The organism is Metabacillus herbersteinensis (assembly GCF_042433335.1).
Taxonomy (GTDB): domain Bacteria; phylum Bacillota; class Bacilli; order Bacillales; family Bacillaceae; genus Metabacillus; species Metabacillus herbersteinensis.
The window spans coordinates 50852-65133 of sequence record NZ_JBHLVO010000021.1; the positions used below are offsets into that span (position 1 = coordinate 50852).

Annotated in this window: 15 protein-coding genes; 3 read left to right on the top strand and 12 right to left on the bottom strand. The window is 37.2% G+C overall.

Translation table 11 applies throughout. The features are described 5' to 3' along the window. Positions 1–57 precede the first annotated feature (57 nt). Positions 58–393, top strand: coding sequence for a DUF3905 domain-containing protein (locus ACFFIX_RS19295; protein WP_378936907.1), 336 nt, complete (start codon positions 58–60; stop codon positions 391–393). Positions 394–421: 28 nt separating this feature from the next. Here ACFFIX_RS19295 and ACFFIX_RS19300 read toward each other — a convergent pair whose 3' ends face one another. From ACFFIX_RS19300 to htpX, 4 genes are all read right to left on the bottom strand, one after another. Next, entirely contained in the window at positions 422–1003 is a 582-nt protein-coding gene (locus ACFFIX_RS19300; RefSeq protein WP_378936909.1) for a DUF421 domain-containing protein, read from the bottom strand. A gap of 93 nt (positions 1004–1096) precedes the next feature. Continuing rightward, on the bottom strand, positions 1097–3103 hold the full coding sequence (locus ACFFIX_RS19305; protein WP_378936911.1) for a penicillin-binding transpeptidase domain-containing protein: 2007 nt from the start codon (positions 3101–3103) through the stop codon (positions 1097–1099). A gap of 161 nt (positions 3104–3264) precedes the next feature. Further along, positions 3265–4611, bottom strand: coding sequence for a TrkH family potassium uptake protein (locus ACFFIX_RS19310; RefSeq protein ID WP_378936913.1), 1347 nt, complete (start codon positions 4609–4611; stop codon positions 3265–3267). A gap of 250 nt (positions 4612–4861) precedes the next feature. Next, positions 4862–5740: a protease HtpX gene (gene htpX, locus ACFFIX_RS19315; protein ID WP_378936915.1), complete on the bottom strand. Its 879-nt coding sequence runs from the start codon at positions 5738–5740 to the stop codon at positions 4862–4864. A 178-nt stretch (positions 5741–5918) separates the two neighbouring features. On the opposite strand from htpX, the gene ACFFIX_RS19320 reads away from it, so the two are divergent. Together ACFFIX_RS19320 and ACFFIX_RS19325 are read left to right on the top strand one after the other, a co-directional pair. Continuing rightward, the gene (locus ACFFIX_RS19320; protein ID WP_378936917.1) at positions 5919–6620 is read left to right on the top strand and encodes a DUF1836 domain-containing protein; all 702 of its coding nucleotides are present in this window, start codon (positions 5919–5921) and stop codon (positions 6618–6620) included. Positions 6621–6796: 176 nt separating this feature from the next. Further along, positions 6797–6994: an alpha/beta-type small acid-soluble spore protein gene (locus ACFFIX_RS19325; protein WP_378936919.1), complete on the top strand. Its 198-nt coding sequence runs from the start codon at positions 6797–6799 to the stop codon at positions 6992–6994. Positions 6995–7350: 356 nt separating this feature from the next. On the opposite strand, the gene ACFFIX_RS19330 is transcribed toward ACFFIX_RS19325, so the two are convergent. The 8 genes from ACFFIX_RS19330 to ACFFIX_RS19365 all read right to left on the bottom strand — a co-directional run bounded on the left by ACFFIX_RS19330 (position 7351) and on the right by ACFFIX_RS19365 (position 14282). Continuing rightward, positions 7351–8298, bottom strand: a complete 948-nt coding sequence (locus ACFFIX_RS19330) for an anti-sigma-I factor RsgI family protein (protein ID WP_378936921.1) — start codon at positions 8296–8298, stop codon at positions 7351–7353. An 89-nt stretch (positions 8299–8387) separates the two neighbouring features. Further along, a complete protein-coding gene (locus tag ACFFIX_RS19335) occupies positions 8388–8522 on the bottom strand; it encodes an anti-sigma factor domain-containing protein (protein ID WP_378936923.1) in 135 nt (44 codons plus the stop codon). Continuing rightward, on the bottom strand, positions 8519–9274 hold the full coding sequence (gene sigI / locus ACFFIX_RS19340) for an RNA polymerase sigma factor SigI (protein WP_378936925.1): 756 nt from the start codon (positions 9272–9274) through the stop codon (positions 8519–8521). Before sigI ends, ACFFIX_RS19335 begins: the two co-directional genes overlap by 4 nt. 1181 nt (positions 9275–10455) lie before the next feature. Continuing rightward, positions 10456–11133: a phosphatase PAP2 family protein gene (locus ACFFIX_RS19345; RefSeq protein WP_378936927.1), complete on the bottom strand. Its 678-nt coding sequence runs from the start codon at positions 11131–11133 to the stop codon at positions 10456–10458. Positions 11134–11440: 307 nt separating this feature from the next. Continuing rightward, positions 11441–11755, bottom strand: coding sequence for a hypothetical protein (locus ACFFIX_RS19350; RefSeq protein ID WP_378936929.1), 315 nt, complete (start codon positions 11753–11755; stop codon positions 11441–11443). A gap of 152 nt (positions 11756–11907) precedes the next feature. Then, positions 11908–12189 (bottom strand): hypothetical protein, encoded by a 282-nt coding sequence (locus tag ACFFIX_RS19355; protein ID WP_378936931.1) that lies wholly within the window; start codon positions 12187–12189, stop codon positions 11908–11910. Positions 12190–12530: 341 nt separating this feature from the next. Further along, positions 12531–12866 carry a ribonuclease E inhibitor RraB gene (locus ACFFIX_RS19360; protein WP_378936933.1) on the bottom strand — a complete coding sequence of 112 codons (336 nt, stop codon included), beginning with the start codon at positions 12864–12866 and terminating at the stop codon, positions 12531–12533. Positions 12867–13190: 324 nt separating this feature from the next. Then, positions 13191–14282, bottom strand: coding sequence for an oxidoreductase (locus tag ACFFIX_RS19365; RefSeq protein WP_378936936.1), 1092 nt, complete (start codon positions 14280–14282; stop codon positions 13191–13193).

Sequence of the window (14282 nt, forward strand, 5' to 3'; positions counted from 1 at the left end):
TGGAAATACTACTAAAAATGGTCCTGAAATAAAATAGCATGGAAGAGAGGCTGGAAAATGAGCAAAAAAGATGAGTTTTCTTTAGACGAGACTCTGCCCCATCAAATTAATTCTCCTTCTTGGAAGGGTACTGGGGTTAAGATGGAAAAGCCGTTCATTAACGAGTATGGAGTTACGATCGGTGATAGCTTTTATAATTCGAAGCAATCTCCTTTAAATCAGTGGAGTGATGAGATTGATCCAGAGATTATGTCTGGAGATCAGTGGGTTCATCCGACAAATGATATTGGTTGGAACACGAGTGAGAACCGCGAATTAATCGAGGAAAAGAAAAGGCCAACTGGTGTTCCTTTTATGCATCCTGATAAAGATGTTGGCTATTCGCAGGATTGAAGGAGTATGGAGTTATCTCCTCGCTCCTTTATTTTAGGTGTTTTGGTACATCTTTTTCATGTCCCTTATTCTTAACCTCATCAAATAAATTTGGTGCTGACGATGCTTGTTGTGGGATATGGTAGCCTAACTTTTCAAAAATCCGTTCAAGGTCCCCTACAGTTACTGGCTGTGCGCTCGGCATCCACTCATAACCGATCTGGCCATTCGGTTCAAGCGTTGCCAACTTGATTTTTTTGAAATCTGTTATCCCATTTTGTCTTAAACGCATTTCTAGTTGATCAACTGTAAACCTTAATTTTTTTAAGTTGTTTTCATTCACAACTCCATTTTCAATCACTACAACAGCTTTTCCTGTTAGTAATTTTTCAAAAAAATTAAACCGAACTTGCAAAAATTCCATGAGCACTAGAAAGCCAATGAAAATGGCAGCTGCTAAAATTGTTTTCCAAACGTTGTTTTCAATAAATGGTTGAATGATAATAGAACCAATCGAAATCATAATGACGGTTTGTGCCACAGTCATTTGACTGATCGATTTTCTCCCAGCGATTCTAAGCAAGAAAACTCCTACAAAAATCATAATAACGGCCTTAAATGCAACATTCATATAAAAACCCCCTATGAACTTCACTACTATCTTTCAGAAAACCCACCCTATTTATGTATTTAACCACAAAAAAAAAGCGAGCTAAGCCCGCTTTTACTGCATTAATTGTTCAAATGATGTTTTCACTTTTGGTACAACATAATGACTGCCACGACGATCCTTCACATCTTCAACCATCATCGCAATTAACAAGCTTGGATCATCTGTGTTTACTGCGACAAACCAGCCGTTTTCCTTGCCGTCTTCTTCTTTGGTTTGCTTTAATTCAGCCGTTCCTGTTTTCCCAGCCAGTGCGATACCTGGTAATTTTGGGTCATTTGCTGTTCCGTTAGGGTTTTCGACTACTTGTTTTAAATCATCTAGAATTGTACTAGCAGTGACAGATGGTACTACTGCATGCCAATTAATCGGTTCTACATTATCCTTTTTTTCCAAATAAGGCTTCAGCATACTTCCTTCATTTAGAAATGTTGTATACGTCGCAGCAAGATGCAACGGACTCATTTGAACCTGTCCTTGCCCAAAGCCAGAATCTGCGAGAAGCTGTTCACTTGATAAATCTTCGTTTGCTATCGTAGACTTTTCGGTTGGGAAGACATAGTCGATTTCTTCTCCAAATCCAAACTGTTGCATTCCTTCTGTGAACTTCTCTTTACCGATATCTAATGCTAGCTGAGCAAAATAGATATTATCTGAGTAGATCAGTGCATCGTGTAAATTCACTTGCTCGACATCGCTAGAAACTCTTGTGACAAAATAATTGCCCCAGCTCGAGTCTTTTTTCCATGTCTTACCTTTGATCGTTTTTACATCAGCAGGCGTAATCGTCTCTGTCTTTAAACCAATTGCCGCTGTTAAAGGTTTAATAGCCGAGCCTGGTGAAAACGTTTTGTTGAACCTTGCTCTCAACGGTTGAAGAGGATTGTTCGCTAGCTCATCGTATTTTGTTCCAGACATTCCGAAGACAAATTCATTTGGATCATAGGCGGGACTACTTACCATCGCAAGTGTTTCTCCCGTTTTCGGGTGCAGGGCAACAGCAGTGCCTGCGTCACCTTTGAGCTGTTCATAAATTGTTTTTTGGGTATTAAGATCAATCGTTAAGGTTACATTTTCACCATCGACTGGAGCCTTCTCCGCAATTACTTCTTGAGATTGCTCAATGAAGATCTTAAATCCAACTTCACCCTTTAAACGATCCTCATAGACTTGCTCAAGACCTGCTTTACCGATCTTTGATGAGCTACTATATCCTTTATCTTTTAACTCTTCTAGCTGTTCTGCCGTAATGCTACCAGTGTAGCCAATTAAGTGGGCCCCCGCCTCGCCAAGTGGATAATAACGTGATTGACTATTTTGCTTTTGTACACCTGGTAAAGCAATTAGTTTTTCTAAAAGTTCACGATTATCAGGACTTATTTTTTTAATTGGAACAAAAACCCCATCCTTAACCCAAGACTGATTCAGTTTTGACTCAATTTCTTCGACTTCTAATTGGAGTAACTGTGCTAATTTTTGAATCGTATCAGCTTCATTTTCACCTAGTTTACCTGGGTCCACACCTATTTCATTAACCGTTCCGTTCACTGCAAGACCTTGTTCGTTTCGATCAAAAATTTGTCCTCGAACAGGCTGACCTGAAGTAACTCTTACATCTTCTCCCTCTTTCAGCTGTGGAAAAATCATTGCAGGTGTCCAGTTTACGTTCCAGTTCTTATCCTCTTCGGTTTCTTCTTCGATCAACGTTACCTCTTGATCAAAAGAAATTGGCCCCGCTACTGATTCCATGCTCAATGAAAAAGGCAACTTTACCTGACCATTATCATCAGGCTCAACTTCTTCCTCTGCTTTCTCATATGTAACTTTCAATTCACTTGCTGAAATGGCTTCATAAATCACTTCGTACCGTTCAACAAACTCATCTTTAGATACACTTTCCTTCGTAGTTGCGGATAGACGATCATACATCTCAGAAAATTTTTCATCATTCCATAGTGCAATATATTCAGAGAATCGCTCCTCAGCAGTTGGCCCTTTGTTACATGCTGAAATGATGACGAGTAACGTTAGTAAAAGTACTGTGGTAAATAGTTTTTTCATGGTCTCTCCCCCATAATAATTTCCTCAACTAGTATAACATAGGGAAGAAGGTGAAATCACAAGTAAAGCTTATGCCGATTTAGTTTCTTCTTTTATCATTGCAAACTTTTTTTTTAAAAAACACACTAGCCACATAATTATCGCAGCCCGTGTGTTTTCTCTTATCCTATAATGATACGTTCTTTTGGATAGTGATAGTTTGCTTTTGTCTCTCTAGTACCTAGCAAGTACAGAAATGACAAGATTCCAATTCGACCTATGAACATAAGAATCATAATAATTATTTTTCCGATTGTACTTAGATCAGAGGTAATTCCCATTGAAAGCCCTGTTGTTCCGAAAGCGGAGCAAACTTCAAATAAAATCTCAACAAAGTCGAAATGCTCCGTTAAAGATAAGATGAGGACCGAAGTAAAGCATAATATAATCGCCATCATCGTCACAACTAGCGATTTCGTAATATCATCCTCGTGTAATTCTCGTTTGAAAATTTTAACGTTTTTATTTCCTTTTGCAAAATGAAACAGGAATAATAAATTTAGCGCAAAGGTAGTTGTTCGGATACCACCACCGACCGAACTGGGTGATGCCCCAATAAACATGAGAGCGCAAAGTATGAGAAGAGTCGGCTCTGTAAATATACTAACGTCCATTGTTGCGAGTCCACCACTTCTTGTTGCAGTTGACTGAAAGAGAGAATAGAAAAAGATTTCATGCCAGCTTTTCCCTTCAAAGAAATAAGCATATTCAAAGACAGCAATTAAAACTGTTCCTCCTACAATTAAGGCTAGAAAGGTAATTGATGCAATCTTTGTAAATAAAGTAAATCTAAATCGTTCTTTTTTATTAGCAAGGAAGTCTTTTAGTTCAATTAACACTGGGAAACCAATTGCACCAAGGGTAATTAGAATGATAATCACAAATTGGATGAAATAGTCTTCGGCATATGGAATCATAGACGCTCCCGTAATATCAAAACCACCATTTGTTGTTGCACTAATGGAGGTAAAAAACCCATGTAGAAATGCTTCTTGCCAGGTTGGGTAATATTTTAGAAAATAAGTACTTAAAATTAACCCACCAATAAATTCAATGATTAAAATTAACACAAGAATTTGCTTCATCAAGTTTACAATCCCAGAGAGAGTGGATTGATTCTGATCTGTCATGATTAATTGTCGTTCTTTTAATCCAATTTTCTTTCCCATGACTAACCACACAAACGTCCCAAGTGTCATGACCCCAATCCCGCCAAATTGGAGCACAAAGGCTAGAATAAAAATTCCTGGCACGCTGAATGTATCTGCAGTTGAAACAGTTGATAGCCCTGTAACACTTACCGCACTTACTGCAGTAAATAAAGCATCCATAAAGCTCAATTGCACCTCAGGTTTGTGAGCAATTGGTAAGCTTAATAGAGCGACCGAAACAGTAACAGCGATAATGTAATAGGACACGATTAACTGTACAGGTGTTAATGATTTTATACGAAGCTTCCAGGTAGTCATTATGTAAGGTCCTTCCTATTTTAAAAAGATGTGACGTACTCTATCTTAAGAAAAATAGTAGAAAAGATAAAGGCATTTTCAAAGATTTGATGGGATAATTTTAAAATCGATGAATTTCCAACAAAAAAACTTCACACATTGGGAAAAACTGTGGGCTTAATTTCATTTAGTATTACCCATTAAAAGTTAAAAGACTTGAAACAACGTGTAAAAAAAATCACATTGTTTCAAGCCTCTTTTATTTAGGTTTTTATTTTGCCTCTAAACGTTGAATACGAACTTCTAAATCTGGATGAGTTGAGAACAGAGAAGAACCTTTTTTACTGTTAATTTTCAGGGTTGATAATGATGTTTGATCATCACGGACTCGCCCAGTGTATGCTTGAAGGGAGCGAAGTGCATGAATCATTTTGTCTTTACCCGCCAAATCAGCTCCACCGCGGTCTGCGTGGAATTCACGGTAACGAGAGAATGCGAAAACAACTAGGCTTCCCAAGATAGAGAAAACAATTTGGAAAATAATTACCGCGATAAAATGAACAATTGGGGCAATTTCTTCTCGAACAAAACGAGTTGCAGCCCAAGCAGCCACACGTGCTAAGAAAACAACAAATGTATTCACGATTCCTTGTAAAAGGGTCATCGTAACCATGTCACCGTTTGTGATATGTGCAACCTCATGCGCTAGAACGCCTTCGATTGCATCATCATCCATTTCATGCAATAAACCGCTAGAAACAGCAACCAATGAGCGATTTTTTGATGGTCCTGTTGCAAAAGCATTTACTTCAGGTGATTGATAAATACCAACTTGTGGCATTCTTGTAATACCAGCTGCTCTTGATAAACGATGAACTCGTTCAACTAAATTACGCTCTCCAGCTGATAAAGACTTATCTGGGTCTAATACTTTTACACCCATCATCATTTTTGCCATCCAACGTGACATTAAAAGCGACATAAATGAACCAGTGAAACCGACAACGGCACTAAACACTAATAAATTAACTAAATTAAGTCCACCATCTGCAGTTTGATACGAACCTACTCCTAATAATGATAAAACAATTCCAATCGTTGTTAAAACGAGAATATTTGATAATATAAACAGAAAAATTCGTTTACCCATTTTCAGCCTCCAATTTACAAGTTCATAAGAACTTATATTATAATAAAATTATAGAAACAAACCGTCCAAATTGCAAGAATCTTTCACTGGTAAAGTATGATCAAATTTTGACAAGATCTTTATATACTTAAATTAACAAATTTTCTAAAAACAGATTTAACAGAACAGAGGTGCAGCAATGAACATACAGCTTACTCGAAAACAAATGACTAGAATGCTCTATTCTCTAAAAGGTGATATGAATAATTCACCAACTGAAGTAATTCATGAACTGTTCGGCAAACAGAAACTAAGTCAAACAAAGCTTCATTCTTTGCTAAAAAAACTAGAAAAAAAAAGAATTAGACATGAAGAGTTTGGATTATCTACAAATGAAATAGTTACACTCGCAAATATGTGTGAACTCACTTCCCTTAAATCCACTTCTATTCAAAACTGGATTAAGCGCGATGTGAAGGAACTAATTGGTGCACCTGACCTAGGAAAGAAATATTCCATTGATCAAGTTGCGATACTTCTTATTGTTCGAGATTTAAAAGCTGTCTTTGATTTTGAAACCATCCGAAATTTATTAACGATTGTTTTTAACAACTTGTCTGATCGAAGCGATGATTTAGTTAGCCCCATTGTCTTCTACGAAACCTATTCAACCATACTGGATCAACTTGAAAGGATGCCGGGAATATCAGTAGGTAACCAAGTAATTGAGGAAAAAATTATATATGAGGTAGAACTCTACAAACATTCCTTTCTTGAGCTCACCACGAAGCAGTGGAACCAAATCCGAAACATTCTCGTAATGACAATTTTAGCTGTTTTAACCTCACATATACAGACTAGAGCCCTGTCTTATTTGCAAAATTTACATAATGAAGACTAAAATTGTCATTTCGACATTTTAAACTAGTTTTTACTTACCTTCTACTTAATATGTAAAGAGAAAAAACTAGTTGGAATCGACTTATTCGCAAACATTCCCAGTATAGATTTCGGTAGGAATTGAAAACTAAGGATACACCTATTACGATGGTGTAATTTGAAAGAGGAGTGGTCATTATGGCAAGAAGTAGTAACAAGTTACTAGTTCCAGGAATTGAGCAGGCTTTGGATCAAATCAAATACGAGATTGCACAAGAATTTGGTGTTCAATTGGGATCTGATACAGTATCACGTTCAAACGGTTCCGTAGGTGGAGAAATTACAAAACGTCTAGTTTCTCAAGCTCAAGCTCAAATGAATGGACAAACTAAATAACATTAAAAAGCACAAGCGACTTGTTAGAGGAAGAAAGGCTAAGTTCGCAACGTCCTGTTGCAACGCCTTTCTGACCTGCATCCTGCAGGCCTCCGACAGCATAAGGCGATTCTAGGGTAGAAGGCGTTCTTTGCCTTCAATTTAGAATTGACTTATGACCTCGAGGGGCTAGGCGCTGGCAGTCAAGAACGCGACGTCCTGTCGCATTGACTGCACTAGCACGTCCTGTGCGTCGGAGCTGGATTCAGAAACGCTATCCTCAATACAAGAACTTTAATTATTTTCTATAACATGGCAAAATCGCCTAGATAGCTCTAGGCGATTTAGTTTGTGATAAAGACCCATTCAGACTAATTTCAGTCATCATCTCTGTCATGACGATCACGATCATCACCTTTGTCGTCATCATCATCATTTTCATCTTTGTCATCGTCATCTTCGTCATCTTCGTTGTCATCATCGTCACGTTCTCGCCCATAACGGTCGCGGCGATCGTCGTCGTCTTCGTCGTCATCACGATCATTACCTAGTCTACGCTCGATTGCATTTTTAGCAGGATCAGGTAGTTTTTCTTTGATTTCATTAAGTTTGTCATGACCAGGATTACTTTTTTCATCCGTATCTTTTCCGTTAGGATGTGGTTTTTTGGTTTGCTCTAGTTTCTTAGAGCTCTCTTTCAACTTTTGCTGTGCTTCTTCTAGTTTCTTTTTTGCATCGGTTGTGTGAGAAGATTGTGTTGTTTTTTCAGTTTGTTCTTTAGCTGTAGTGTCGTCTATCTCTTTCTCTTCTGGCTGTGATGCAGCCGGTTCTTCTTTTTCTATTTCAGGTTCTTCTACTTTCGGTTCTTCAATTTCTTGCTTTAATTGAAGCTGTAGATATTTTCCTGTAGAAATCCCTTGCCTCATTGCTTTATCACGAGTAGATTGGTCTGTTTCAATCGCTTTTAACTTCATATCTTCTTTTTCATAGTTTGAACGAAGCTCAGCGATATCTTCTAGTAAATCATCTTTAATTTGTTTTCTGTCTTGAGCATAAACCGTTGTGATAAAAATTTCTTTACCTTTTTGTATATAGCCGGCTTCCTTACTTTCAAGCACAATCTGATTTACAAGCGTATTAAAAGGCTTCTTTTCCCAGTCGACTAATTCTTCTAATAGTTTTTTCCCATCATCATTCATCGGCTCGAGAGTAACAACCCTTAACCGATTATCAACCGCCAACTCAAAGCTTGGATTAATATCGATCGTCATGTAGGCATACACTTTGTCTTCGTTAAAAATTGGCAATACGGTAAAAAAGATCATCATAATAGCTACTGCTGTAAGTACGCCAATTTTTGCCCTTTGAAGATTAAATAAGCCTACAGACTTAGTTGCTGCTTCTTCACTTTCTTCTATGAAGGGAAAAAAGTGATTTCTTCCCCAAGTACATATTCGCCCTTTTTATTTCTTGTTTTCAAGAATTGCCCATCGGGGGTGAGCAGTGTGACAAAGTCATCATTCTCTTCTACGACGACCCCTCTTTTCATGAATGTAGCACCCCTTTAATGTAATCTTTTAAATAAATAAAGTCCCCAGATAGGATGATAGCCATAGCAATGATGTATTTTCTATTTCTCTCTATCGTTTTTCGACTTACTTCGACACGTTCTTCTAGTTGTTTAACAGGGAGTTGTTTTTTTTGAAATAAGACTTGCTTTAATTCATCATTTTCAACAAGCGTTTGTGCCACTTTCATGGCATTTTGTCTAGCATCGACATGCTTTGGAGAATGTTCGATTAACTCTGCTAGTGTTAGACCAAATTCTTTCAATCGCTTCTGATAAAATAAAATCTCTTCTCTACGATGCTCTTGTTCTACTAATCTTTGATATTCATCAATTGAAAGATCCGCTTCAATTTTACTTTGAGAAGCTTCACCCTCTTCGTACTCTTGAAAATCAATATTTACCGTCTGCGCATTTCGCGCTTCTTTGCGTATATAGTCAATTACTTTTCTTTTAATTATAAGTTCAGCAAATGCTAGTAATGAACTACCTTTTTCAGTTGAATATTTCTCAATCGCTTCATTAAAGGCTATTAAACCTATGCTAAATTCATCATCTTTTTCACTAATATATCGTTTACACACTGAAGAAACTGCTTTGGCAACAAATGGTTTATACTGATCAATTAATTGATTTTGTAATTCACTGTCACCCTTTTGGATCATAAGCACAGTTTCTTCCAGTGGACGCTTTTTCTTACCTAGTCTAAACAAAAGGCTAAGCACAGATTTCACCTCAGTTCTCCCTATACTACTTTGTCTATAATAGCCAATTTGGTAAGGGAGCGCAAAGGAAGAATTATGGAAAAGCGCGAAAACCATTGAAGCAGTAAGGCTCATTTACTCTCGGGTTCATTTGTTTTGTGCCTAACTTTGTGGGCTGAATGCCCAAGTTCTTTAGATCTGTGACCAACTTTGTTCTCTGACTGCCAAACTTTACTTGGTAAGTGCCCAACTCTGTCTGGTGAGCCCAACTTCTTAGGATCTGTGCCAAACTTTATTCGTTAAGTGCCCAACTTTGTCCGATGCGCCTAAATTTGTATGCATAATATCAGGAGTGTATCTCACTCTAATCTCTCTGAACAGTTTGCTAGCATTTAAAATTTACCCCTTGTTTTATCACTTTACAAAAAATTCCTGCTGAGTATTTAAAACAAACTCAGTAAAAATCAGTTCAATAGAACCGTGTAAACCTCTTCATCCCATCCCCCCAGATGTAAATTATCATTCACTAAAAAATTACGACATAATTTAAATTATATGGGGTGTCAAATTAAAATTTATTTAAAAAAATATTACTGATTATGTCATTTGTCCCAAATCATAAGACATTGTATTCGTTTCTATGTCATTTGAAATACTGAATTCTAAGTGTATTAGTGGAGCTGCGGGTAAAAATGAAATAAAAATAAGCCGAATCCCTAAAAATAGGATTCAGCTTATTTTTTAAACTTTAACAATTTTTTCTAAAGCCTTCACTGGCTCCGCTGGATGCGGAAACAGTTATTAAGAGTACAAGAAATTTATATTTTCCTACAACAATCGAGTAGGAGCTGCGTTTCCACGCCGACCTCTCACACCACCGCACGTGAGTCTGTCTAACAAATAGTATTAAATCCTTTGAAACTTCCAAATAGAAGGCAAATAGAAGGAAGATTTTTGATAAAACCATTAAAATTGTTTAATTTAGGTGAAAAACCTCCTCTTATCTTCCGTATTAACTCCTTAACTCCAATTATATTTATTAGTCTTTTAAAATTGTAAGCAAGACAAATAAAGCTTACCTCAGTGTTTACTGATTCAAGCCCTCTTGTTAAAAAATATGTATAACCGAAACGTCGCTTGATAAGGGGATAATAACAAGTAGAAGACCCCTTTTTATTATTAATTCAACTAAGAAAACAACTCTCCTTAGTCTAGGAAAGGACGATTCCTTTTTCTCGTTTATTTAAACGATATTCAGCATATTCAAGTAAAATACTAGAAATGGCAATCCAAACTAAACCTGTTGCAAACCCAGCTAAGACATCACTTGGATAATGCACCCCTAAATAAATGCGACTGATTCCGATGCTCGCTATTAATAAACCACTACCTATCGCAAAGAACCAATTGATTGCTTTTTTATTAATTACTTTTACAGCGACGATAACTAGGGTTCCGTAAAAAATCATTGATCCCATCGAATGCCCACTTGGAAAACTATACCCATGTTCAACAATTAAAGACAAATGATCAGGACGTTCTCGCTGAAACAACCATTTTAAAAACTTATTCACTAGCCCTCCTATTCCAGAAGCAAATACGATAAAGGTTCCATATAACGGGTTTTTTTGCATCCATAATCCGATTGCTACCACAATAACCACGCTTGAGAGCCAAGGAGTCCCTCCCAAAAATGTAAGAAAAGACATCAATAGAGTCAAATGATCACTAATAAATCCTTGAATAAACTCGATGGTGACTTGATCAAAATGATCCAGTTTTTGTTCCGTCATTTGCTTGGCGACTGTTATAAACAATCCGATAAAAAATATACTAAGAGCAGCTGCAGTCCATATATATAAATTTCTTCTCTTTTCCAGATTTCTCACCTCATTATCTTTGAAATTATACCTCATCTCGTTTTTTTTTCACAAATCAGTTTATACAAGGCGCCGAATTTATAATATGAATACTCTATATAAATCTAGTTCACATAACACCAAATTATCGACAGTAAAAACAAGAGCCACACCCTTGATATAAGGGTTCTTTCATATTCTATTTCCCCAATCTAGGCTAATATTAGAGTTCAATATGCATAGTGTCTATTCCCGGTTCACCTAAACTCCCTTTATTTCAATAATGCAAAAAGATGCCTTCTTTTAAAGAAGCGCGCCCGTTGTTTAAGATACATTGTTATATTTTCTCGTTTGAAAAATTAAATATTCCAATCATCAAACATATCACACTGATTGCCCAAATAACTCCAGAAATACCTATTTGAAGTGAAATTTCTTCGGATGCCATCGGATGACTATAGTCAAAGGAAATAGCCTTTAAAGAAAAATACATTGCAACCGAGAAAAAAAGTAAGTGTAACAATGTCCAGACGAATCCAGACCCATTATTTTTATTTTTTAACCAGAGTACCAGTGTAGTTACAGTTGCAATTCCCATTACAATAAAGAATCCACCTAATAACATACCTATCACTTCTTGTTCTAAGGGCATATGAACTTCCTCCTTATATTTGGAAATTATATAATAATTTTATCATTTATTTAATTTTGGTTGTAAAATCCCAAGTGTTGCATAAGAAAAAAGAGCTGAGGTCGTTCATTGACTTCAACTCTTACGCACGTTAGTTGAATATCTAACAATAATTAACTTGCTGCTGTGTTACCTTTTAACTTTTTAAAAATTTTTCCTACAAGTGCAAAGGCAATTAACAAAGAAATCAAACTTGCAACAAAGAAACCAATTTCATATGTAGGAATACTCGCTTCTGGTACTTGCTCATTTATCTCTATTCCTAAGAAGTGTATTCCAATGCCATCACCATCAACATTTGTTCCAAGAGACCATAAATCCATTCCTATGTTGACCATTAAAACAGTAATGAAAGCAAGAAAAATAATAACAATCCAACGTATATTGGCGTTCACTTTATATCCCTCCTCATTACATATAATATCATATTTTTCCATTTTCCCTTTAAATTCTTATTGCATTAACCTGTCACTTGAATAAAAAAAGCGCAAGCGCCTTGGTCAGCCTTAGGCATAGCATAAGGCGATTCTAAATAGAAGGCGTTCTTTGCCTTCAATTTAGAATTGACTTATGACCTCGAGGGGCTAGGCGCTGGAGCTGGATTCAGAAACGCAGACTTAGTATCAAATTTTATACTTTCTTATATGTTAAAAAAAACGACCTTCTTTATTGAGGAATCGCAACAAGTTAGTCAAAAAAATAACTGATAATTTTATAACAAGAACACATTATTAAATCAATCAATCATAACTCCCCATCCATCTGTGTATCCATCATAAGGTTTACTTAATTCATCAAGTCGTTTTTGTATATCAATAATGTCTTCGTATATTAAAAGCATTTTTATAAAACAATAACAAGTCCACTCTTCTGTTTCATCATCTTGCTCTAATTCACAATTAAGACCATCATCTCTTAAAGCTTTTAATACAGCTTCACCACTCTTTTTATCTGGAACCACAACAGAAAAATCTACATCTTGTGGTTCTTTAAAATCAACACCTTGTTTATAAAGCATTTTTAAGACTTGTCCATGTTCATCGTTAGGGAATTTTTTAGGGAATAATTTCATTATTTATCCTCTCCTCAATTCTTGAGTAATGAATTAGCTCTTCTTGATATTTTACCATTCTACTTGAAAAACCTGCTCGGTTCGTTTAAATGTAACACTTCACAAACAATCTTTTATGAGTATTCCTACTCTTTCTGTCTCCTCAACAATCTGGCCCGATACACGAAAAAGACGCGTTCCTAAAGAATCGCGCCTTTTAATTGAGTAACATGACTGGAGTTTTACAACATCAACAAGAGTAAAAAAGAAAAATCCTGTATTAATTTATACAGGATTTTGATTAAACTTTTTTATAAACGATCAGACTTTATTGACTGGAAGTTCTCAGACTATAACTTCTTCTTCTTTCAGTGTCGCTATAGGGTGCAAGAAATAATGGTCGAAAGGGATTAACTTTTTACCTTCTTGTACTTTGTTCACCCAGTCCGGATTGACCAATGCACTCGTTCCGATTGCGATTAGGTCAGCATCTCCCGACTCAATGAGGAGCTTTGCTGCCTCCGGTTCTCCTAATTTGCCATTGGCGATGACAGGAAGGCCACTGTATCGCTTAGCTAGCTTGGCAAGCGTCGGTCCGTCCTCCACGAAAGCCGGGACAAACGCCTTATATTCGGTCGTATGGATGTAACTTGGGGATGCAGCCACTAATTGTTCAAAAATAATCTTCGCATCCGTCTCTCCGTTTGCCCATTTGTGATGAAAATCGTTTACTTTCCCTTGTGAGATACGAACACCTACCATGTAATCTGGGCCGACGACAGCACGAATGGCTTCCAGCACTTCCACGACGATACGGATTCGTCTCTCCGTTGAACCGCCATATTCATCTGTTCGATGGTTCGTATAATCGGTGATGAATTGATCAAGCAGGTAGCCATTCGCTGCATGGACTTCCACCCCATCGAAGCCAATCTGCTTAGCACGGAGAGCAGCTTGTGCGAAGCTGTCGATTGCTTTGCGGATTTCCTCTTGGGTCATCTCTTTCGGAACAGCGAACTCTCCGCTCCCTCCATGATCTTCGAGCATCTTACCCACAGGTTGTACTGCTGACGGAGCGATTGGCTTAAATCTGTCATGCTGAACAAGTGCACCCGCATGCATTAACTGTGCGACAATTTTTCTTCCTTCGCGTTGAACCGCCTGAACGACAGGTCTCCACGACTCAGCTTGTGCATCATTGGCTATGCCAGGTTGGTTCTCATAACTTTGGCTGTTCACTGTATCGGGATAGATGCCTTCCGTGATAATGAGACCGAAACCACCTTTCGCAAAACGGGTATAATAACGGACCATACGTTCATTTGCGAGCCCGGACGGTTCTGCACTTGTTCGAGTCATTGGCGATAATACCACCCGATTCGGCAATTTCAGGGACTCTAATTGGAATGTAGAAAAAAGATTGGAATATTTACTCAT